This is a genomic window from Niallia sp. FSL R7-0271 (assembly GCF_038005785.1).
In the GTDB taxonomy this organism is placed as follows: domain Bacteria; phylum Bacillota; class Bacilli; order Bacillales; family Cytobacillaceae; genus Niallia.
The window spans coordinates 1,359,745-1,381,841 of sequence record NZ_JBBOTZ010000002.1 but is presented as its reverse complement, the minus strand read 5'-3'; the positions used below and the strand labels follow the sequence as shown (position 1 = coordinate 1,381,841).

The following is a 22,097-nucleotide window of genomic DNA, read 5'->3' as shown; positions in this document are numbered from 1 at the left end:
AAAAATGCGCCCGTAGCTCAATTGGATAGAGCGTCTGACTACGGATCAGAAGGTTATGGGTTCGACTCCTTTCGGGCGCGCCATATCGGGAAGTAGCTCAGCTTGGTAGAGCACTTGGTTTGGGACCAAGGGGTCGCAGGTTCGAATCCTGTCTTCCCGACCATTAATATTCTAAAATAATAACGGGGCCTTAGCTCAGCTGGGAGAGCGCCTGCCTTGCACGCAGGAGGTCAGCGGTTCGATCCCGCTAGGCTCCACCAATTTTATAAAAATGTATGGATGATAATATGGCGGTGTAGCTCAGCTGGCTAGAGCGTACGGTTCATACCCGTGAGGTCGGGGGTTCGATCCCCTCCGCCGCTACCATATTTCGGACCTTTAGCTCAGTTGGTTAGAGCAGACGGCTCATAACCGTCCGGTCGTAGGTTCGAGTCCTACAAGGTCCACCATCGGAATGCTTTTATCAAGGAGGAATACCCAAGTCCGGCTGAAGGGATCGGTCTTGAAAACCGACAGGCGGGTCAAACCGCGCAGGGGTTCGAATCCCCTTTCCTCCTCCATTAGTTAAATAAATAATATTATCGCGGGGTGGAGCAGTCTGGTAGCTCGTCGGGCTCATAACCCGAAGGTCGCAGGTTCAAATCCTGTCCCCGCAATCTGGTCCGGTAGTTCAGTTGGTTAGAATGCCTGCCTGTCACGCAGGAGGTCGCGGGTTCGAGTCCCGTCCGGACCGCCATTTTTAAATATGTTTGTAATATAATATCGGAGGGGTAGCGAAGTGGCTAAACGCGGCGGACTGTAAATCCGCTCCTTCGGGTTCGGCGGTTCGAATCCGTCCCCCTCCACCATTTATAACCTTGGCGGTTGTGGCGAAGTGGTTAACGCATCGGATTGTGGCTCCGACATTCGTGGGTTCGATTCCCATCAGTCGCCCCATATTTTCTTCATATTCATTGGGCTATAGCCAAGCGGTAAGGCAACGGACTTTGACTCCGTCACTCGTTGGTTCGAATCCAGCTAGCCCAGTCATAAGGGAATGATTTATTCCCTTTTTATCCTTGCGGGTGTAGTTTAATGGTAAAACCTCAGCCTTCCAAGCTGATGTCGTGAGTTCGATTCTCATCACCCGCTCCAAAATAATATGGGCCTATAGCTCAGCTGGTTAGAGCGCACGCCTGATAAGCGTGAGGTCGATGGTTCGAGTCCATTTAGGCCCACCATATTATTGTTCCGCAGTAGCTCAGTGGTAGAGCACTCGGCTGTTAACCGAGCGGTCGTAGGTTCGAATCCTACCTGCGGAGCCATATAAATTAATATATATGATACATAACGAAAACAAAACATGCGCCTTTAGCTCAGCTGGATAGAGCATACGCCTTCTAAGCGTACGGTCAGAGGTTCGAATCCTCTAAGGCGCGTACCAAATGCAGTTGGACTTACTGCACGGAATGCCTTTCGATACGTAATGACCCAGTTTCATTGCATATCGGGAGGTGTTTTTATTTTGCAAAAATTTGCTTGTTCGTTTAAAAAATAGTCCCAAAAAGATATTATAGATTTTCTGATTATTCCCAATTAATAAGATTTTTTGTAAAAAATATACTGTTTACACAAAAATAAAATCGCTGTAAACCTATATAATGCTACCGATATAAACAGTAATTGGGCAGTTAAGCCATTAATAATAATTAAGGTGATAAAAATAATGACAATCATTATTATCAAGGACTTTTTTGTAAATTTAACAATATTGATTTCTGTCCTTTTTTTCTATTCCAGAGTCATGAAAGATTCACAGCTTCATCAAGATTCTCCACTTCATATAAAACTACTTATGGGTTTTGCAGGGGGAATTATTGGCATACTTTTAATGATATTTAGCATTCATGGCAGCTTTTTAATCGATCTGCGCCATTTACCAATTATCTTGCTTGCATATTACGGTAGGGGAATTCCTGCTTATCTTTGTGCGGCGTTAATCATTTTCGGTGATTTTTTTATTAACAGAGACTTCTCTTTTGTAGTGATAATCGTCTTGTTTTTAATAGCCTTTGTTTCTATCTTTATTGCTAATAGAAATATTTCAGGTAAGCATAAGGTATTCGCTACTTTAACTACGACAAATATTATACTAACGACGATACTTTATTTTTTTGTATTAGACGATATAAAACATTATATTTTCTCGATGTTTTTGCATGTTATATTCACCTATGTAGCTGGTTATGCATCTTTTAACGTAATCGAGTACATTAGAGCAAGCCAGGAATTATTTAATAAATACAAGTTAGAATCAACGATAGACAGCTTAACAGGCCTAAATAATGTTAGAAAATTTGACTATATTTGTAAGAAACTGATGAAAATAGCTGCAACAAGGAATGAAGCTTTAACACTTCTATATATCGATATCGACTTTTTTAAAAAAATTAATGATACGTACGGGCATTTAGAAGGAGATATGGTGCTAAAAGAGGTTGGTAGCATTCTCAAAAATTCCACAAGACCAACCGATATCATTAGCCGGAACGGCGGGGAGGAATTTACCGTTATTTTAGTAGACTGTTCAACCGAATTGTCATCTGAAATTAGTGAACGGATTAGAAAATCGGTAGAAGATCACGTATTTATGTTAAGTAATGGAGAAACGATTAACATCACTGTTTCCATAGGGGTGGCAGCTTTTGATAAAGCTGTAAATGATATTAACTTATTTATAAATAAAGCGGATAAAGCATTGTATCAAGCGAAAAAGCTGGGACGTAATCAAGTTGTTTATGATTAGAGCGTTGTTTATACAACGCTTTTTGCTTTTCTCAAGTTAAATTAGTGAACCTTCACATGACCAAATGTAAAAGTAAGCAGCAATAAAAATTTTTCGTCATTACGACATCTTTTTAATAGGATACAGTATTAGTTTTGTTAAGCGGATAGGTATTAGTCTAATTATAATTACAAAAACACTTAGTTTGTTGATTGCACAAACTAAGTGTTCGAGATATAATTAAACCGTATTAAAACGCTTTCTTTACATAGGAGAGGAGATGGAATGATGACAAGAATTAGCTGCAGGTAGCATTTTAAGCTAAATTCACCGCTAAATGAAAGTTTGCCTAGTTTTTCAAACACATAAAATAGAAGGAGGTATAGGCAGAGCAGTTTGCAGAAAGCAAATTAATACTCTGTCTAGCAGACTATGAAGCAGAAACGAAATTCACTCTATATCTTCTCATTAACACTCGTAGCAGCAATTGGCGGCCTTTTATTTGGATATGATACAGCAGTCATTTCTGGGGCTGAAAAATCCGTACAAGCATATTTAATTACAAGCTTAGATTTAGGAACATTAGCGCATGGTGCAACTATTTCGAGTGCACTTATCGGCTGTATTATCGGAGGATTAATATCAGGTTATTTTGCGTCTGCATTTGGTCGCAAGAAGTCGCTTATCATTGCAGCAGTCCTTTTCTTTATTTCGGCATTAGGGTCGGGATACCCTGAATTTCTCTTCTTTCAGCAAGGGGAGCCAAGCATTGCATTGTTGTTTGTGTTTAACTTGTATCGAATCATTGGCGGAGTTGGCGTAGGGCTTGCATCTGCAATTACTCCAATGTATATTGGGGAAATTGCCCCAGCGGATATTCGCGGTAAAATGGTCTCTTTTAACCAATTTATGATTATATTTGGAATGCTGGTCGTTTATTTTGTTAACTGGGGGATAGCAAACGGACAAACGGTAGAATGGGTTAATGAAATTGGCTGGCGTTATATGTTTGCTTCGGAAGCAATACCTGCAGTGCTGTTTGGTCTGCTGCTCTTTTTAGTTCCGGAAACTCCGCGCTACTTAGCGTTTAAGAGAGAAGATACTAAAGCAATGCATGTGTTAGCCAAGATAAATGGTGCAGAACAAGCAAAAACGATTCTACAAGAAATTAAACAGACATTGAATGTAACACAAGAACCAACAAAGTCTGCTAAACTTTTATCTTTTGGAAAGCTTGTCATTGTTATTGGGATAATGCTGTCTGTTTTTCAGCAGTTTGTAGGAATAAATGTTGCTTTATATTATGCTCCTCGAATCTTTGAAAGCATGGGTGCGGCAAAAGATGCTTCGATGCTGCAAACAATCGTTATGGGGCTTGTTAATGTCGTTTTCACTGTTATTGCTATATTTACCGTAGATAAGTGGGGTAGGAAACCGTTATTAATAACTGGCTCTATCGGGATGGCAATAGGAATGTTTGGTGTAGCCGGCCTTGCTTTTGCCAATATCATTGGAATCAGCACATTAATTTTTATTATTGTTTATACAGCATCTTTTATGATGTCATGGGGACCAATCTGCTGGGTGCTTATTGCAGAAATATTTCCTAATAAAATCAGAGGGCAGGCAGTAGCAGTTGCTGTTGCTGCACAATGGGCAGCAAACTATTTTATTTCCTCTACCTATCCGATGATGATGGAATACAGCGGTGGGTTAACATACGGTTTTTATGGCGTAATGAGCATTCTATCAGCAGTATTTATCTGGAAATGGGTCCCTGAAACAAAGGGAAAAACACTTGAATACATGGATAATTTTTGGATCAATAAGACGAAGGGTCAAAAAAAGGCATCATAAATAAAAACATACAGGTAGTGGCAAGACTTTGAAAGTTTTATCTCAGGTCTTGCCACAAGTATTTTTTTGTAAACTGACAATATATTAAGATATTTAAAGAAATTTCGAGCTGGAGTTATATTTGGACATGAAATCTCGGTTAAACGAGTAAATAAAGAGTAATTTATACAAATTTGAACAATTAGCTGTCTTTACAAGAAAATATTGGAGGAGTATGATTGCTAACATAATATTAATTCTTATTCGCTGAGTCTTTTTAAGAGCGGGGGACCCAATCTGTGATGAACAATCACATGGGGTGAATCCTTCTGTAGAAGGTAGGGCTACTCTTTTGGCCCGAATCCGACAGCTAACCTCGTAAGCGTAAAGAGAGAGGATGTGTAACTGGTGATCGAAAAAATCAACTCGACCACGGGGTAATCCTCCGCGGTCTTTTTTCTGTAATTAAATAAAAATATCTTGTATCGCTGAAATCCATTTGGAGCGGGGGACCCATTCAATACGTGAGCAAAACTCACCGGGGTGAATCCTTTATGAGAAGGTAGGGCTACTATCTTGGCCCGAATCCGGCAGCTAACCTCGTAAGCGTTAAGACAGAAGGTATTACCTTGGATTTAAACCCCTTGTGTAATACAGGGGGTTTTTTGTGCAAAATTTTAATGGGAAATATTAACAAAAATGAAAAGGGGCAGTATATGGAAGACTTGCTTATGCTTGCGATTATTGGGATATCAACAGCCGCTATGTTTGGATTAATTACTTGGTGTGAACAAAAAACAGCTGTAGGCGAACAGGAGGAAAAGAAATGATTACGTTTATCTTTGTCCTGGCACTAGGTGTTGTCATCTACTTGCTGTATGCGTTACTGAACCCTGAGAAATTTTAATATAAACGGAGGGGAAACAATTGGTTTTCACCATATTATCAATCATTCTTACACTTCTGCTCATAGTGCTATTAGTAATTCCTATGGGAAATTATATGGCGGTCGCATTTAATGAGCATCCTACAAAGCTGGATAAGATATTTTATCCTGTTGAAAAGTGGATATATAAACTCGGCGGAATAAAAAATAACACACAAACTTGGAAACAATATGCTTTGTCTATGCTTGCAGCAAACAGTTTTATGATTCTATTAGTCTATTTGATTTTCCGATTTCAAGGGTTTCTTCCTTTAAATCCGAACCATATTGCTGGCATGAGTCCTGATTTAGCTTTTAATACAGCAATAAGCTTTATGACAAATACGAATTTGCAGCATTACAGCGGAGAATCAGGGTTATCGCTGCTATCACAATTGATTGCGATCATCTACATGATGTTTGTCGCCCCAGCATCTGCTCTTGCAGTTGCCATTGCATTTATAAGGGGATTAGCGGGGAAAAGGCTTGGCAGCTTTTTTATCGACTTAACCAGAAGCATAACAAGGGTACTGTTGCCGATTGCATTTGTCACTAGCTTTATATTTATTGCTCTCGGAGTTCCACAAACAATGAACACAACAATGGAGGCCGAGACGCTCGAGGGAGATGTACAGACAATAGCAACAGGTCCAATTGGTTCCTTCTTATCGATTAAGGAGCTTGGTAATAATGGCGGAGGATATGTAGGAGTTAACTCAGCGCATCCTTTTGAAAATCCTAATGCACTTTCAAATACACTGCAAATTATCTTAATGTTCTTATTGCCAGCTTCTATTCCGATTACTTACGGAAAAATAATCGGAAATAAAAAACAAGGTAAAGTATTGTTTATTTCGATGGCTATGATTTTCCTTGTGTTTCTCAGCACCTCCCTTTATCAAGAATATCAAGGAAATCCTGCTTTTACTAAGATGGGATTATCAGCTGAAAACGGCAGTATGGAAGGCAAGGAAGTTCGGTTTGGCATTGTTCAGTCAGTCTTGTTTGCGATAACAACAACTGCAACAGAAACAGGTGCTGTTAATACGATGCATGATACGCTGACACCTATTTCCGGGATGCTAACATTGTCGAATATGCTCTTAAATACCGTTTACGGCGGTGTTGGCTCTGGTTTTATCAACATTATGATGTATGTGCTGATTGCTGTTTTTCTTTCAGGGCTCATGGTTGGAAGAACACCTGAGTTTTTAGGGAAAAAAATTGAAGGGAAGGAAATGAAGCTGATTGCCGTTACCTTGTTGATTTCGCCATGTCTAATACTGACAGGAACTGCTTTAGCTTTATTCACCCCATTAGGCAATGAAGGAATTTCTAATCCAGGATTCCACGGATTGACACAGGTGCTCTATGAATTTACTTCATCTGTTAATAATAATGGCTCAGGCTTTGAAGGGCTTGGTGATGCGACTCCTTTCTGGAATATATCAACAGGTGTTGCTATGTTCATCGGACGATTTTTTCCGCTTCTTACGATGCTAGCAGTCGCAGGAAGTCTGGCATCCAAAAATATTGTGCCAGAAACTGCCGGAACATTCAAAACAGATACTTCTTTATTCGGTGGGTTGTTTATTGGTACGGTTTTTATCGTCGGAGCTTTGACGTTTTTTCCAGTCCTTGTCTTAGGTCCGATTGCTGAATTTTTGACATGGTGATGGAGGGTTAAATAATGAATTTACAAGAGGAAGTACAAATTCAGAAAGAAACAGCCTTAATGAATAATGATATTATCAAACATGCTATGAAGGATTCCTTCCTAAAGCTACATCCTAAGCTTATGGTGAAAAATCCAATAATGTTTATTGTGGAATTAGGATTCTTTATCACTTTCATTCTTTCCTTTTTTCCTAATATATTAGGAGCACATGAAAGTGATCGCTGGTTTACTATCACTGTTTCTATCATTCTGTTATTCACCGTCTTGTTTGCAAATTTTGCAGAGTCCATTGCAGAGGGAAGAGGAAAGGCACAGGCCAATGCGCTTAAGACTTCCAAGACAGATGTGTTTGCTAACCTGCTTATTAACGGCAGCATTATGCAAGTTTCGTCTTCCAGCTTAAAAAAAGGGGATATCGTTCTAGTTAAACAAGGAGAAATGATACCTGGTGACGGGGAAGTGATTCAAGGGTTGGCATCTGTTGATGAATCGGCAATTACAGGTGAATCAGCACCTGTGCTGAAAGAAGCTGGAGGAGATTTTAATTCGGTAACAGGTGGAACACTTGTCGTCAGTGATGAAATAAAAGTGAAAATAACAAGCAATCCTGGCGAGTCCTTTTTAGATAAAATGATCTCATTAGTCGAAGGTGCAGAACGGCAAAAAACACCGAATGAAATTGCTTTAAACACGGTGTTAATCAGCTTAACACTTATCTTCCTATTCGTTGTCATGACATTGCCATTCTTTACAAACTACTTAGGCTTTCAGCTGCAAGTGCCTGTTCTTATTGCCTTGCTTGTTTGCTTAATTCCCACAACAATTGGTGGGCTTCTTTCTGCAATTGGAATCGCAGGGATGGACAGGGTGACCAAATTTAATGTTCTGGCAATGTCGGGTAAGGCAGTCGAGGCAGCAGGAGATATTAACACTATCATTTTAGATAAAACAGGCACCATCACCTTTGGGAACAGGATGGCAAGTGAATTTGTGCCAACTGGCAATACGAATAAGAATACGCTTTATAAGTGGATTGCCGCAAGCTCTGTTAAGGATGAAACCCCAGAAGGGCGCTCGGTTCTGGAATTGTTGGAAAAGGAAGGCTATGCAATTGATTTATCCTTGGCAGCCGGAGCAGATATAGTTGAATTTAAAGCTGAAACAAGAATGAGCGGGTTAAATCTGCCTGATGGCAGACTTGTTCGCAAAGGGGCAGTCGACGCAATAAAACAATGGGCTGTTTCAAACGGCGGCAATGTGCCAGAAGATTTGGACAGAAAAGCAAATAAAATAGCCCAAGCAGGAGGCACTCCATTAGCAGTGGCAATCGACAACCAAATTATTGGGCTTATTTATTTAAAAGATACCGTTAAACCAGGGATGAGAGAAAGATTTGACGAACTGCGGCGGATGGGCATCAAATCAATTATGTGTACTGGCGATAATCCATTAACTGCAGCAACGATTGCCAAAGAAGCAGGTGTGGATGAGTTTATTGCTGAATGTAAGCCTGAAGATAAAATCGCAGTAATAAAGCATGAACAAGCAAAAGGGAAATTAGTAGCTATGACTGGAGATGGCACGAATGATGCGCCTGCACTGGCACAAGCGGATGTTGGTTTGGCGATGAACAGTGGCACAACTGCAGCAAAAGAAGCTGCTAATATGGTTGATTTAGACTCTAATCCTACTAAATTGATTGAAGTAGTTAGCATTGGCAAACAGCTATTAATGACAAGAGGTGCCTTGACTACTTTCAGCATCGCCAATGATATTGCGAAGTACTTTGCGATAGTGCCTGCGATGTTTATGCTGGCAATCCCTGAGGTCAGTGCGTTAAATATTATGGGACTTCACTCGCCAGTTACAGCTATTCTGTCAGCATTGATCTTCAATGCAATCATCATTCCGCTCCTCATTCCACTGGCAATGAAGGGGATAGAATATAAACCAATGAGTTCAGATGCACTATTAAGAAAGAACCTGTTTATTTACGGAGCAGGAGGTGTGATTGTTCCATTCATTGGAATAAAGGTAATAGATATATTAATTTCGTTCGTAATATAACAGTTACGGAAGGAAAGGGATGAAACCATGTTTGCAACCGTTGCAAGAACAAGCTTATTATTTATGCTTATTTGCGGAGTGATTTACCCATTAGCAGTTACTGGTATTGCTGCTGTTTTGCTGCCAGAACAGGCAAATGGCAGTCTCGTCTACAATAACGAAGGGAAAGTGATTGGCTCTGAGTTAATTGGACAGTCTTTTGCTGATGAGGGCTTCTTTCATTCAAGAGTTTCAAGTATTGATTATGATGCTTCTAGTTCTGGGACAAATAACTATGCTCCAACAAATGAGGAAATGCTTGAACGAACAAAAGCGTCTATTACAGAATGGCAGTCTGAGAATCCAGATGTATCATTAAAAAGCTTGCCCATCGACTTAATAACAAATTCTGGATCGGGACTTGATCCGCATATTACTCCAAAAGCGGCATTAGCACAAATTAATAGAGTTGCTGAACATACTAATGTACCGAAGTCAGAGCTGAAAAGCTTGATTGAACGTCACACAGAAGAAAAGGAATGGGGATTGTTCGGAGAGGAAAGAGTAAATGTGCTTAAACTTAATATATCATTAATGGAATTGACCTCTTAATATTTTCCAAGCTTCCTGCTGCTAAAAGGGCAGGGAGCTTGCTTAAAGAAAGGAGCTAGGAATAAATGTGAAGGAAAATCATCCATATTTCAGAAGAAAGACAGCGGAAGAAATTTTAGCAGAAATGGAAAAGGAAGGAAGGGGTAAGCTAAAGCTGTATATAGGAGCAGCGCCTGGTGTTGGAAAAAGCTACAGAATGCTGCAGGACGCAAACGAACTGCGTAAAGAAGGTAAGGATATTGTTATTGGCCTGATAGAAACACATAACAGAGCAGAAACAAAAAAACAGATTGGCGTGCTTGAAACGGTTCCGCTCCTTGAATTGAACTATAAAGGCAAGGTATTTTATGAAGTGAATATTCCTGGAATTCTGAAAAGAGCTCCAGACATCGTCATCATTGATGAACTCGCCCACTCGAATATAGCTGGATCAAAAAATCGGAAAAGATATATGGATGTAGAAGAAATATTGGCAGCAGGCATTGATGTCTATTCTGCCGTCAATATTCAGCATTTGGAAAGTGTCCATGATATTGTCGCCAATATTACAGGAGTAAAGGTAAACGAAAGGCTGCCTGACCTTTTTATCAATAAAGCAAATGAAATTCAGCTAATCGATATTTCTCCACCAGAATTAAGAAAAAGGCTCCAGGATGGCAAGGTATATGATAGTCCTAAAATTAAGCAAAGCCTACAAAACTTCTTTACAGAGGAAAATCTTTATGCGTTAAGAGAGCTTGCGTTAAGAGAGGTGGCTGATGACGTAGATGGAAAAATCGAAGAGAATAATGGCCATCTATATCAAGGGCCAATCGGTCTCCAAGAAAAAATCCTAGTTTGCGTACAGTATAGCCAAACTGCAGAAAAGCTTATTAGAAGAGGCTGGAGAATGGCAAACCGCCTAAAGGCGAAGCTGTATGTACTGCATGTAACAGACAGCAAAGAGCAGGATATGCCACAGTGGAAACAAGAAAAAATCACAGCATGGAGGGAATTAGCCCTGCAATTCGGTGCCGAATTTCTGTTGAAAAACAAAAGAATGCAAAAGCCTGCTCATATTATCGTAGAAGCGGCGAATGAACATTTTATTACACAAATATTGCTGGGACAATCTGCACGAACAAGATGGGAAGAAATCAAAAAAGGTTCCATCGTCAATGAAATAATGAGACAAACAACAAATATTGATATTCATATAGTTGCAGACAGCAAACCAATCAGAAAGGACAAAAGCCAATGAATGTTGCCTTTTTTCTCATACCAAAACACGAAGTTGCATTCGTATTCCAGCATTGGACAATGAGGCAGGTTATGGAGAAGATGGAGTATCACCGCTACAGTGCCGTTCCAATCCTTGATAAAGCTGGCCGCTACTTGGGCACTGTAACAGAAGGTGATCTGTTATGGAAAATGAAAAATACTGGAAATCTTGACTTCCAACATACAAATGAGGTGAAACTTCAAGACGTACCTCTTCACGCTAGTAATGAAGCGATAGCTGTGAACAGTGAGATAGAAGCAATCGTCAGCACGTTACTAGAACAAAACTTCGTTCCAGTAGTCGATGATTCTGGTGTTTTTATCGGAATTATTAGACGGAGAGAAGTGATACAATGGCTTTCGGAGGAGAGCGGGAATGTGTGGAGGAAGAGAAACTGATTAGGAATGTCCTAATCAGTTTCGTGACTTAATCTATTCTATTATTCTGCAGCAAATACTTTAGTAATTCTTTCCATTGCCCAATCAAGCTCCTCCTTCGTAATAACAAGGGGCGGAGCAAACCGGATGACGGTATGATGTGTTTCTTTGCAAAGCAATCCTAGCTCCTTCAACTTCTCACAAAAAGGTCTAGCTTCTTCATGTAATTCCATGCCGATAAATAGCCCTCTGCCTCTTACTTCTTTAATGACAGAACAATTTAACCCTTGAAGTTTGGCAAGAAAATAAGTACCGAGTTGTTGAGATCGGTCTGCGAGCTGTTCGTCCTCTATAACTTCTAATGATGCAATCGATACGGCACAAGCAAGCGGATTTCCGCCAAATGTTGATCCGTGTGAACCAGGATTAAAGACGCCAAGAATGTCCTTATTGGCAACAACACAGGAGATAGGAAATACCCCGCCTCCTAGAGCTTTTCCTAATATGAGCATGTCTGGCTCGATATCCTCCCACTCATAAGCAAACAGCTTTCCTGTTCTGCCGAGTCCGACTTGAATTTCATCTGCGATAAAGAGAACATTATGCTGCTTACATAATTCAAAGGCAGCTTTCATAAAGCCGGGAGGGGGAAGGATAATTCCTGCTTCACCTTGTATTGGTTCAATTAAGAATGCTGCTGTATTAGGTGTAATCGCTTCTTTTAAACTATTTAAATCACCGTATGAAATGAGCCTGATACCAGGCAGCAAAGGACCGAACCCGCGCCTGTACTCTGCTTCGGAAGATAGAGACACAGCTGCCATTGTGCGCCCGTGAAAATTCCCAGAGCATGCAATTATTTCCGCTGAATTTTCATCTACACCTTTAACATCATATGCCCAGCGCCGTGCAGCTTTAATAGCCGTTTCGACAGCCTCTGCACCGGTATTCATCGGCAGAGCCATATCTTTTTTTGTCAGTTTGCACAGCTTTTCATACCACGGGCCAAGCTGAGTATGATGAAAAGCCCTGGAAGTCAAGGTAACTTTATCTGCTTGATTCTTTAAAGCAGCAATGATTTTCGGATGGCAATGTCCTTGGTTTACAGCTGAATAAGCACTAAGCATATCCATATACTTGTTTTTCTCAGGGTCCTCCACCCACACTCCTTCTCCTTTTTCGATGACAATCGGCAGGGGATGATAATTATTTGCTCCGAATTCTTCACTTTGTCTAATAAATTTTTCTGACATAGACATAAGGATTCCTCCAATCATTAGGTGGTTTTCGAAACGAAAGTTTATATCATATCGTGTATGGTACGTACATAAAATAAGTTATCACTTTCCGCATTATGGAAACTTCATCTATAATTTGGAAACTTAATTTTATTGTCAAATAATTATGAGATTATGTCAATGGGTCTTCTAGTTAAATTTCTTATTATTCATACTTTTGTAAAAATTATATTGCAGAATGTATTTCAGTCTGCTACATTGATGGTGTAAAAATATTTTATATGTCAAAAAAGAATGAAGGTTATTATGGTACAGTCTATTGATAGAGCAATGAGTATTATAAAGCTGCTTGCTTCTGATAATGGAGAATGGTGGTCGATTTCAGAAATTGCCGACAGTCTTAGTCTGCCTGTAAGTACAGTTCACCGCCTCTTAAATACGCTTATCCAGCATCAGCTGGTACTGCAAAATGCCGATACAAAGCATTATAAACTCGGCAGTTTATGGATGGAGATTGGTTTGCGCCAGCTCGAGAAGGCAGACTATCGAACGAAGGCGCGCGAAGTAATGGCAGAATTAGCACAGCAAGTGGAGGAAAGTATTTATTTTAATATCCGTGACGGAATGGAATCCATTATTATTGAACGAGTCGACAGTCCTACTAATGTTAGAATTATTGACAAAATCGGCTTGCGGATTCCGCTCTCAATTGGGGCGCCAAATAAAACGATTCTGGCAAATATGCCAGAAGAAGAAACGCAAAGAATCGTTAAGGAATTGCTTCCATCTTCTAAAGAAAAACAGAGTCAATTATTTGATCAACTGTCTTTAATAAAAGAACAAGGGTATGCGGTAAGCTATAGTGAAAGAACAGATGGCACAATATCTGTTGCAGCTCCCGTTTTAGATTTTAATCACCAGCTGGTAGGGGCAATCAGCATCGGAGTCGTCCAATATCGTGTTAGCGAAGAACGTTTATCCTACTTAATTCATTGTATAAAGAAAGCGGCAAAAGAAATTTCTACAGCATTAGGCAGAACCTGAAGTCAGCGGGTTCTGTCCATTTTTATATAGTTAATGGAAACAAATTTCATCATATGGAAAAGAGGGCTAACATGGAAAAATGGAACACAAAAGAGCAATTAGTCGACCTTTTATGCAAGCTTGTCAATATACCTAGTATTACAGGCTCTGACGCAGAAAAAATTCTTCCTGACTTTGTCGTAAATGAGCTAAGAAGCTTAGATTATTTTCAGAAACATCCAGATCATCTTCAAAAAAATCCAACAGGAGATGGCAGATATTTTGTTACAGGCCTTGTGAAAAATCAACTTCCAACAAAAAAGACAGTAATTCTGATCAGCCATTTTGACGTTGTTGATGTGCAGGACTACGGCAGATGGAAGGAACATGCTTTTGATCCGAAGAAACTAACAGAAATTTTTCAGTTGCATAAGGAAGAACTTCCACAACAAGTCAAGAATGATATGGAAACAGGAAATTGGTTATTCGGCAGGGGAACGATGGATATGAAATGTGGATTGGCCCTTCATATGTCGATGATTGAAAAAGCATGTAATGGAGAGTTTGAAGGCAATATCTTGTTAGTGACAGTTCCTGATGAAGAAGTAAATTCAATTGGAATGAGAGCGGCAGTTCCAATATTGCTGGAACTTGCTGAAGAATATGACTTGGAATATGTGACTGTTTTGAACGGTGAGCCGATGTTTATGAGATATCCTGGTGACAATAATAAGTATATTTATACAGGATCCATCGGCAAGCTGTTGCCAGGTTTCCTTTGCTACGGCAAAGAAACACATGTCGGCGAACCTTTTGCCGGGTTGAATGCAAACTATATGGTATCTCTATTAACAGAAGAAATCGAACTGAATACCGATTTATGTGAAATAGTAGAAGGTGAAACGACACCGCCGCCAACTAACTTAATTCAGTATGGCATCAAAAAAGATTATTCTGTGCAAATACCGCATCGCGCTGTTACGTTATTTAATCTGTTTTTATTAGAAAAGAAAATGGATGATGTGGTGCAGTTACTCATGGAGAAAGCCGGCAATGCAGCTGCTAAAATAACAAAATCCTATTCATTGCAAGCCGCCGAGTTTGCTAAATATACTCCCTTTTCGCCGCCTAGAATGAATGTTTCTGTATTAACATATGATGAGCTTAGTCAATATGCAGTAACGAAGTATGGAAAAGAAAGTGTAGAAAGCATCCATACCTCGATTTTGCAAAACAGGGGAGAAATGGATGACAGAGAAGCAACCATTGAGATGGTCGATAAACTAGCGATACTATGCAAAGAACTTGCCCCTATGATCATCGTGTTTTTTGCGCCACCCTTTTATCCTGCTATTAGTTCCTATAAACATCCATTAATAACTACAGTTGTTCAGCAAATACAGACATACGGAACAGCTGCTCACGGCATAGATTTTGAAAAACGAAATTACTTTAACGGTATATCCGACCTAAGCTATGCTGGTTTGCAATATCCAGCAGAATCGATGATATCACTTACAGCCAATATGCCAATTTGGGAGAGAGGTTACACAGTCCCTCTTAGAGAATTAGAGCTGCTAAATGTACCTGTATTGAATATCGGGCCGGTCGGATTTGATGCCCATCAGTGGACAGAACGATTAGATATTGATTATGCCTTTGATATATTAAAGGATATTCTTGTTGACAGTATAACTACTTTATTTACAGAGGCATATATTTCTGCTTCACCGAAAGAGAATAATACACTTGACTAATTACTAGCTTATGCTTTTTCAACTTTACGAACAATCGATATAAAGGTTCGAACAAATAAGAAGGTAAACGCAATCGAAAGGAAACTGAAAGAAGAATTCCAGCCTTTTTTATATTGGACCAGCTTTGTATGCTTCTCGATAAAATGTTCTGCAACTGCAGAAGGAAGACTAAAAAGCAGACATTTAAACAATATTCCCGGCAATTTTGAATTTTTTGTTGCTTGATTGTAATAAACACAAGTGACAGGAAAGATCAGGTAGCTGAAAAGCACACTAATATCAAAAGATTTGAAAATCCTGACAGGGTATGTAATATAGCCTTTTTTGACAACGAGGTAATCTAAGATTGATGCAATATAGCTTTTAAACAAAAAGATAATCAGCCAGTCCTTTAAAAGTGGTTTTCTAATCAGGTTTAAGAAAAAGCCAATACTGACAACAAATAAAATTCGTAAAAAAATAAGTTCATTTCGTTTAGACATTGCTTTCTCCTTTGGTTTTTTCTTAGTTTGTCCGTATGAATTACAATTATTTACTATAAAATACTAAAAAAACGGTACACAATAATGTGCACCGTTTTTTATAAAAATTATATATGTCTATCCCGACCTGACAAAATCCCAAATATTGTCACAATCCCTGCAATAATGATTAATAGCACGATTGGGGTTGACCAAACATGTGTCCAATCAAACAAGGAACCGATAAATAGTGGGCCAACAGCAGCTAAGATATAACCTGTTGATTGGGCCATCCCAGACAGTTCTGCTGCCTGTTTAGCATTTTGAGAACGGAAGCCGATTAAGCTGAGAGCTAATGGGAAAATTCCGCCAAGTGCCAAACCGATTAGGATGATACTGATAATTAGGATTGGATAGTGATCTGCACTAAACAGAAGACCGCTGTATCCTAAAATAGCACAAATGCCTAAACCGCAGGCAATCAACGACTGGGAACGAAGACGGCTTGCTATAAACGGGATGAAAAAGCTTGCAGGTAAACCTACCAGCTGTGTAAAGGACAGCATCCAGCCTGCAGTTTCAAGACTCATTCCATAACTATGCAGGATTTCTGGCAGCCAAGAGATGGTCACATAAAATAAAAACGACTGAAATCCCATGAACACGGCAATTTGCCATGCAATCGGTGATGACCAAACTTTTGTTGAGACTGGCTTTGCACCAGTAATGACCTCTTTATCTTCTCTATTGTATTTCAATAAATAGAACCATACAATAATCGCAGCAACTGCAGGAATTCCCCAAACCATTTGAGCACCTTGCCAGCCCAAGCCTTGTCCGTCAGCTAATGGGACACTTAATCCGGAAGCTAAAGACGCGAACACACCCATTGATGTGGAGTAAACGCTTGTCATTAACCCGAACTTTTCTGGGAATTTATCTTTAACAATGGCAGGGAGCAAAACATTGCCAATTGCAATCCCTATACCGACGAGCAGAGTACCGGCGAAAAGAAAGAACGTATAAGGAATTGACCTAGAGCATATGCCAGTCAATAAAATGATTAAACCGAGAAGCAATGTCTTTTCATTTGATAATCTGCTGGATATTTTAGGGACGAGGGGTGACATGACAGAAAACGTGATCAAGGGCAAGCTCATCAGCAAGCCAGAGCTCCAATGGGCTAGTCCAACATCTTCTTGTATGAAGCCGACAAGCGGTCCTAATGACGTAATTGCCGGTCGAAGGTTGAAAGCGACAAGCACGATGCCTGCAATAAGTAAATAAATAGAAATAGATTTGTTGTAATCAGATGATTTTGATAAGTCCATACTAGGTAACTCCTCTCAAATGTTGCAAACCTTATACAGTATAACATAAGAAAGCAAGTTTTTTTGAGAAGGAATTCACAGGATGTAAGAACTAATAGAATGATATAGCTACTTTTAAAAGAAAAAATTTTGCTGATTTTTGTTATTTCAAAATACTGCTTATACAATCCTCCATTTAGATAATAAGCATAATTACTCTTAAAAAAGAAATGTAAGAATAACTCTCTGGTAACTTAGTCAAAATTGCCCCTATTGACAATAATTTCATAGATTGTTAATGTAATAAAAATATTTCTTATCCAGAGAGGCGGAGGGACTGGCCCTATGAAGCCTCAGCAACAGGTCTTTTTGACACTGTGCTAATTCCAGTCGGGTGACTCCTGATAGATAAGAGCTTATGTTATTTATTAGTCAGCAGCGCACTCTATTTTAGGGTGTGTTTTTTTCTGGATATTTTAAGGAGAGTTAAGATGGAAAAGAACAAACAACAATTTCAGCGGAAAATGCAAACACGACATTTAGTGATGCTGTCACTTGGAGGAGTAATTGGAACAGGACTCTTTTTAAGTTCAGGCTATACTATACAGCAGGCAGGTCCTATCGGTACAATACTGGCCTACCTCATTGGTGCGCTTGTTGTGTATCTAGTGATGCTGTGCTTAGGGGAGCTGGCTGCGCATATGCCAGAAACAGGAGCCTTCCACAGCTATGCCGCTAAATACATTAACCCAGCTACTGGTTATACAGTTGCCTGGTTGTACTGGCTAACGTGGACTGTTGCATTAGGATCAGAATTTACAGCTGCAGGACTTCTCATGCAGCGCTGGTTTCCATCTGTTAATGTGTGGATTTGGAGCTTAGTATTTGCAATTTTAATTTTCATACTTAATATACTTACAGTCAGATTGTTTGCTGAATCTGAATTTTGGTTTTCCTCTATTAAAGTAATTGCCATTGCCCTTTTTATTATTTTAGGATTAGGAGCAGTGTTCGGGCTTATTCCAATGACTCATTCACAGTCTGCACCGCTGCTGAGTAATTTTACAAGTGGCAGTCTTTTCCCGAACGGTGCTGTCACGTTGTTTATGACGATGCTTGCTGTTAATTTTGCTTTTTCAGGAACAGAGTTAATTGGAATTGCCGCAGGTGAAACGGCAGATCCGCAAAAAAACGTCCCAAAAGCAATTCATACAACATTATGGCGTTTAATCATTTTCTTTGTTGGTACTATTTTTGTATTGTCTGCCCTATTGCCAGCATCCGAAGCCGGGGTGTTAGAAAGCCCATTTGTAACAGTGTTTGAGCGGATTGGAATTCCATATGCGGCAGATATCATGAACTTTGTAATCTTGACCGCCATTTTGTCTGCTGCTAATTCAGGCCTTTATGCAGCTTCGAGAATGCTCTGGTCACTTGCAGATAAAAATACAATTTCACCGAAGTTTAAAAAGCTGTCGAAAAAAGGGGTTCCAGTCTATGCCGTGATTTTCAGCATGTTGGGCGGAGGATTAGCGCTTTTATCAAGCATAGCAGCTCCAGATACAGTTTATATCGTGCTCGTGTCTATTTCTGGACTAGCTGTTGTCGCTGTTTGGATGAGCATTAGTGCTTCACAGTTTTTGTTCCGCAGACGCTTTATTAAAGAAGGAAACTCTGTCGACAGCTTAGTCTATCGCACACCGTTGTATCCATTTGTACCGATTGCTTCTTTCTTATTATGTCTTGCATCATGTATTGGTATTGCCTTTGACCCAACACAACGGATTGCCCTGTATTGCGGAATTCCATTTATCCTATTTTGCTATGTCAGCTTTTATGTAATGAAGAAATTAAAAAAAGGAGAAGTAAAGTATGTCGATCAGCAGCAATCCAATTAACAATATTTTATCAGATTATCCGCTGATGATTTTAGACGGAGCATTAGCGACAGAATTAGAAGCATATGGCTGTAATTTAGATGACCCGCTTTGGTCAGCAAGAGTGCTTTTAGAAAAGCCAGAGCTTATTTATCAAGTGCATACAGAATATTTTCGCGCAGGAGCAGATTGCGCCATCACCGCAAGCTATCAGGCCTCGATTGCAGGCTTTGCAGAAAGAGGTATAAATGAAACAAAAGCAATAGAGTTGATAAAAAAATCCGTTGCTCTTGCCAGAAAGGCTAGAGATGACTTCTGGAAAGAGCACGAACAGTCAAACAGACCCAAGCCGTTAGTCGCTGCATCAGTCGGACCATATGGCGCATACTTGGCAGATGGATCTGAATATGTCGGGAACTATGATGTAACAAACAAAGTACTTACAGACTTTCATCGGAAAAGAATGATAGCATTAATGGAAGCAGGAGCTGATATTCTTGCATTTGAAACAATTCCCTCTTTGCAGGAAGCAACCGTACTGACTGAAATACTAAAGGAATTTCCGAATACATACGCCTGGCTTTCTTTCTCATTAAAAGATGAAACACAAATCAGTGACGGCACACCATTAAAGGATTGTGGCAGACAATTCACAGGACACGACCAAATTGCCGCCATCGGCTTTAATTGTGCATCAGCACAAATCATCACAGAAGCAATCAAAAATATAAAAGAAAGTACAAATAAACCAATAATTGTCTACCCAAATTCAGGCGAAACATACGACCCGACCACAAAAACTTGGCATGGCGAGGAAGCATGCGCAAGTTTAAGCCATAAAGAATGGTTTAAAACAGGAGCGAGCATTATCGGCGGCTGTTGCCGAACATCACCGCGGGATATTGCAGTAATTGCTAGAGAATTGCGGTAGTGAATAATTCTGAGACTTGGATATAATCCAAGTCTTTTTTTATAAGGAAAGAGAAAATTTAAGTCTATAATTTATTTTAAATGGAGAGAAGTAAATTTGATAAGAGATAAATAATATAGTTTTTGTAAGTATATCTATAGTTATATATCTTTTTTATAAGGCATTTATATTATATTTTGAAGCGATAGGATAGTGGGTTGATATTCAGGTTGTACAGCTGAAGATTTAAATTAAGATGTGATTAGAATGGTGAATAGAGGAGGTGTTTTTCATTTCAAAAATAGCATACAGTTCTTTTTGGAAACAAAGTACTTTAAGCTGCTTCATTGTATTGATTATAACTTTCTTTCTTCATGACTTCATACAAAATAATGTTGAATTTATTTTGATAGTAGATTTTCTTATATTTGCGGTAATCTTCTTTGTTTTGCATACGATTTTCTTTCTTGTTGCCCGTCCTAAAATTTCTTCCCACAAAAAATAATTACATCAATAATAAACACTTTTGTATTCAGAATAGTTATTCCTAAGTGAAATATAGTTTTTTTATTTCAAATAATATGGTGGGTGCCCTAATTTTTAGACTACATTAAGATTAGGGTGCTTTTTTATGGATATCGTTTGTTGCTAGTAAGAGGACCTACGTGATTATAAAGAAAAGGTTGCATTATATTTTTAATAAGATATTTAATAGAAAGAATAACTTAAAAAAATTAAGTGAAGTCAGAATAGACTGCTATGTTAAGATAAATATAATCTTAATAAAGAAGGATATCCTTTTGTACCAGAAAAGAGGGTTCAGATGAAATACTTAAACAAGGAGCTAGCACAGGAAATCGTCAATCGCACGATGACAATTATAAATTGGAATATTAATGTTATGAATGAAAAAGGGGTTATTATTGCCTCAGGGGATGAGGATAGAGTTGATTCTATCCATGAAGGTGCAGTAAAGGTAATCGAAACGCAGACTGGTTTTGAAATTGGTGTTACAGAAGCAGATAAGTTTCATGGGGTGAAAGCAGGTATAAACTTGCCGATTACTTTTCATGAAAAAGTTGTTGGTGTCATTGGGATAACGGGAGCACCTGAGGAAATCCGTAATTATGGAGAGCTTGTCAGAATGGCTGCCGAAATGATCATCCAGCAAGCCTTTTTAATGGAGGAAATGCAATGGGATGAGCGGTTAAAAGAAGAGCTTGTGACGATGCTGCTTAATGGACAGGAAGACTTTGATTCACTCTATTTTGACCGAGCTAGGCGGCTCGGCATGGACTTAACTATTCCAAGAACGGTAATAATTATGGCAGCAGATGATAATGCTAAAGTTTTTAAAACCATTCGTGCAAAGCTGTCAACGGATGATCTATATGTTGTCCACCAACATTATATTATTCTATTAAAAAGGATTGTATTAAAAAATGGCGTCTGGAATCAAGCAGCCACAAGAGCTGAGCTGGAGAGATGGATGTCTTATCTCGAAAAACAGGAAGAGCTGGCAGTCAAATTTTCTCTTGGAACATACTACAGCGGCTTGGAAGGGATACGTATTTCTTATCAGGAAGCTGTACATTCTTTAAAGGTTGGTAAAAAGCTAGATCCAGATAAGAACATCTATTCCTCAGAGGACAGAAAGCTGCCGATTTTTCTGTCGCAAGCAAAAGAACAGGGGCTAGATGTTAAGTTTGGTACCTATATCGAGAGGCTGAAGCAACAGGATAAAAAAGGGGAATTGCTTGAAACCTTGCTTATGTATGTAGAGGAAAATGGAGACGTGAACAAAGTGGCAGCAAGGCTGTTTATTCATCGCAATACACTTCGCTACCGTTTAGAGCGAATTAATGAGCTGACAGGTAAGGACCCGCGGAAAATAAAGGAGTTAGTAGAGCTTTATCTTTCTGTTCTTCAAAATCAACTTTCATAGACTTGTGCAAATGCACAAAAAAGCTTGGAGCTGCCAAGCTTTTTTTTATGGAATGAACGAAGAAAAACATTTAGGAA

The 22,097-nt window shown here is 39.3% G+C and carries 17 protein-coding genes, 15 tRNA genes and 3 riboswitches; of the genes, 29 read left to right on the top strand and 3 right to left on the bottom strand.

Translation table 11 applies throughout. From position 1 onward, the window contains the following. Positions 1-6 precede the first annotated feature (6 nt). The 24 genes from MKX82_RS27035 (at position 7) to MKX82_RS26925 (ending at position 11,520) form a co-directional block, all read left to right on the top strand. Positions 7-83: transfer RNA gene (locus MKX82_RS27035), tRNA-Arg, on the top strand. 3 nt (positions 84-86) lie between these two features. Continuing rightward, a tRNA-Pro gene (locus tag MKX82_RS27030) sits at positions 87-163 on the top strand. A gap of 21 nt (positions 164-184) precedes the next feature. Then, positions 185-260: transfer RNA gene (locus MKX82_RS27025), tRNA-Ala, on the top strand. A 29-nt stretch (positions 261-289) separates the two neighbouring features. Next, a tRNA-Met gene (locus MKX82_RS27020) sits at positions 290-366 on the top strand. A gap of 6 nt (positions 367-372) precedes the next feature. Then, positions 373-449, top strand: a tRNA-Ile gene (locus MKX82_RS27015). Positions 450-467: 18 nt separating this feature from the next. Beyond that, positions 468-560, top strand: a tRNA-Ser gene (locus MKX82_RS27010). 22 nt (positions 561-582) lie between these two features. Continuing rightward, a tRNA-Met gene (locus MKX82_RS27005) sits at positions 583-656 on the top strand. Positions 657-659: 3 nt separating this feature from the next. Then, positions 660-736, top strand: a tRNA-Asp gene (locus tag MKX82_RS27000). A gap of 28 nt (positions 737-764) precedes the next feature. After that, positions 765-848: transfer RNA gene (locus MKX82_RS26995), tRNA-Tyr, on the top strand. A gap of 12 nt (positions 849-860) precedes the next feature. Next, positions 861-936: transfer RNA gene (locus tag MKX82_RS26990), tRNA-His, on the top strand. 18 nt (positions 937-954) lie between these two features. Further along, a tRNA-Gln gene (locus MKX82_RS26985) sits at positions 955-1,026 on the top strand. Positions 1,027-1,060: 34 nt separating this feature from the next. Then, positions 1,061-1,134 (top strand) — tRNA-Gly (locus tag MKX82_RS26980). A 9-nt stretch (positions 1,135-1,143) separates the two neighbouring features. After that, positions 1,144-1,220: transfer RNA gene (locus MKX82_RS26975), tRNA-Ile, on the top strand. A gap of 9 nt (positions 1,221-1,229) precedes the next feature. Next, positions 1,230-1,304 (top strand) — tRNA-Asn (locus tag MKX82_RS26970). Positions 1,305-1,344: 40 nt separating this feature from the next. Further along, positions 1,345-1,418: transfer RNA gene (locus MKX82_RS26965), tRNA-Arg, on the top strand. Between the two features lie 287 nt (positions 1,419-1,705). After that, on the top strand, positions 1,706-2,785 hold the full coding sequence (locus MKX82_RS26960; RefSeq protein WP_233314945.1) for a GGDEF domain-containing protein: 1,080 nt from the start codon (positions 1,706-1,708) through the stop codon (positions 2,783-2,785). A gap of 411 nt (positions 2,786-3,196) precedes the next feature. After that, the gene (gene xylE, locus MKX82_RS26955) at positions 3,197-4,621 is read left to right on the top strand and encodes a D-xylose transporter XylE (protein WP_237943084.1); all 1,425 of its coding nucleotides are present in this window, start codon (positions 3,197-3,199) and stop codon (positions 4,619-4,621) included. A gap of 234 nt (positions 4,622-4,855) precedes the next feature. Then, a riboswitch (cyclic di-AMP (ydaO/yuaA leader) is annotated at positions 4,856-5,001 on the top strand. 75 nt (positions 5,002-5,076) lie between these two features. Then, positions 5,077-5,223: riboswitch (cyclic di-AMP (ydaO/yuaA leader) on the top strand. A 42-nt stretch (positions 5,224-5,265) separates the two neighbouring features. Beyond that, positions 5,266-5,430 carry a hypothetical protein gene (locus MKX82_RS26950; RefSeq protein ID WP_233314947.1) on the top strand — a complete coding sequence of 55 codons (165 nt, stop codon included), beginning with the start codon at positions 5,266-5,268 and terminating at the stop codon, positions 5,428-5,430. Next, on the top strand, positions 5,427-5,507 hold the full coding sequence (gene kdpF, locus MKX82_RS30510) for a K(+)-transporting ATPase subunit F (protein WP_396953832.1): 81 nt from the start codon (positions 5,427-5,429) through the stop codon (positions 5,505-5,507). The genes MKX82_RS26950 and kdpF overlap by 4 nt, the downstream gene beginning before the upstream one ends. 20 nt (positions 5,508-5,527) lie before the next feature. Next, positions 5,528-7,201 (top strand): potassium-transporting ATPase subunit KdpA, encoded by a 1,674-nt coding sequence (kdpA, locus tag MKX82_RS26945; RefSeq protein ID WP_267913336.1) that lies wholly within the window; start codon positions 5,528-5,530, stop codon positions 7,199-7,201. 14 nt (positions 7,202-7,215) lie between these two features. After that, positions 7,216-9,270 carry a potassium-transporting ATPase subunit KdpB gene (kdpB, locus tag MKX82_RS26940; protein ID WP_341081468.1) on the top strand — a complete coding sequence of 685 codons (2,055 nt, stop codon included), beginning with the start codon at positions 7,216-7,218 and terminating at the stop codon, positions 9,268-9,270. Between the two features lie 27 nt (positions 9,271-9,297). Then, positions 9,298-9,861: a potassium-transporting ATPase subunit KdpC gene (gene kdpC / locus MKX82_RS26935; RefSeq protein ID WP_233314949.1), complete on the top strand. Its 564-nt coding sequence runs from the start codon at positions 9,298-9,300 to the stop codon at positions 9,859-9,861. A gap of 67 nt (positions 9,862-9,928) precedes the next feature. After that, positions 9,929-11,101 (top strand): KdpD-like non-kinase potassium sensor, encoded by a 1,173-nt coding sequence (gene kdpDN, locus MKX82_RS26930; RefSeq protein WP_341081467.1) that lies wholly within the window; start codon positions 9,929-9,931, stop codon positions 11,099-11,101. Then, positions 11,098-11,520: a CBS domain-containing protein gene (locus MKX82_RS26925; RefSeq protein ID WP_233314950.1), complete on the top strand. Its 423-nt coding sequence runs from the start codon at positions 11,098-11,100 to the stop codon at positions 11,518-11,520. Before kdpDN ends, MKX82_RS26925 begins: the two co-directional genes overlap by 4 nt. Before the next feature lie 41 nt (positions 11,521-11,561). Here MKX82_RS26925 and MKX82_RS26920 read toward each other — a convergent pair whose 3' ends face one another. Further along, the gene (locus tag MKX82_RS26920) at positions 11,562-12,758 is read right to left on the bottom strand and encodes an ornithine--oxo-acid transaminase (RefSeq protein WP_341081464.1); all 1,197 of its coding nucleotides are present in this window, start codon (positions 12,756-12,758) and stop codon (positions 11,562-11,564) included. Between the two features lie 285 nt (positions 12,759-13,043). Here MKX82_RS26920 and MKX82_RS26915 point away from each other — a divergent pair, with 285 nt between their 5' ends. Further along, complete coding sequence (locus MKX82_RS26915) at positions 13,044-13,781, top strand: IclR family transcriptional regulator (RefSeq protein ID WP_341081666.1); 738 nt, start codon at positions 13,044-13,046, stop codon at positions 13,779-13,781. Between the two features lie 71 nt (positions 13,782-13,852). After that, entirely contained in the window at positions 13,853-15,517 is a 1,665-nt protein-coding gene (locus MKX82_RS26910) for a M20/M25/M40 family metallo-hydrolase (protein ID WP_341081463.1), read from the top strand. An 8-nt stretch (positions 15,518-15,525) separates the two neighbouring features. Here the strand turns inward: MKX82_RS26910 and MKX82_RS26905 are convergent, their stop codons facing one another. Next, positions 15,526-15,999: a CBO0543 family protein gene (locus MKX82_RS26905; protein WP_341081461.1), complete on the bottom strand. Its 474-nt coding sequence runs from the start codon at positions 15,997-15,999 to the stop codon at positions 15,526-15,528. Between the two features lie 107 nt (positions 16,000-16,106). Continuing rightward, on the bottom strand, positions 16,107-17,309 hold the full coding sequence (locus MKX82_RS26900) for a CynX/NimT family MFS transporter (protein WP_341081459.1): 1,203 nt from the start codon (positions 17,307-17,309) through the stop codon (positions 16,107-16,109). A gap of 292 nt (positions 17,310-17,601) precedes the next feature. Next, a riboswitch (SAM riboswitch) is annotated at positions 17,602-17,703 on the top strand. A 76-nt stretch (positions 17,704-17,779) separates the two neighbouring features. Between MKX82_RS26900 and mmuP the strand changes: the two genes are divergently transcribed. The 3 genes from mmuP to MKX82_RS26885 all read left to right on the top strand — a co-directional run bounded on the left by mmuP (position 17,780) and on the right by MKX82_RS26885 (position 22,020). Next, the gene (gene mmuP / locus MKX82_RS26895) at positions 17,780-19,186 is read left to right on the top strand and encodes an S-methylmethionine permease (RefSeq protein WP_341081456.1); all 1,407 of its coding nucleotides are present in this window, start codon (positions 17,780-17,782) and stop codon (positions 19,184-19,186) included. After that, complete coding sequence (mmuM, locus tag MKX82_RS26890) at positions 19,161-20,096, top strand: homocysteine S-methyltransferase (RefSeq protein WP_341081452.1); 936 nt, start codon at positions 19,161-19,163, stop codon at positions 20,094-20,096. Before mmuP ends, mmuM begins: the two co-directional genes overlap by 26 nt. Before the next feature lie 802 nt (positions 20,097-20,898). Continuing rightward, positions 20,899-22,020, top strand: coding sequence for a CdaR family transcriptional regulator (locus tag MKX82_RS26885; protein ID WP_341081449.1), 1,122 nt, complete (start codon positions 20,899-20,901; stop codon positions 22,018-22,020). The last annotated feature ends 77 nt before the right edge of the window (positions 22,021-22,097 follow it).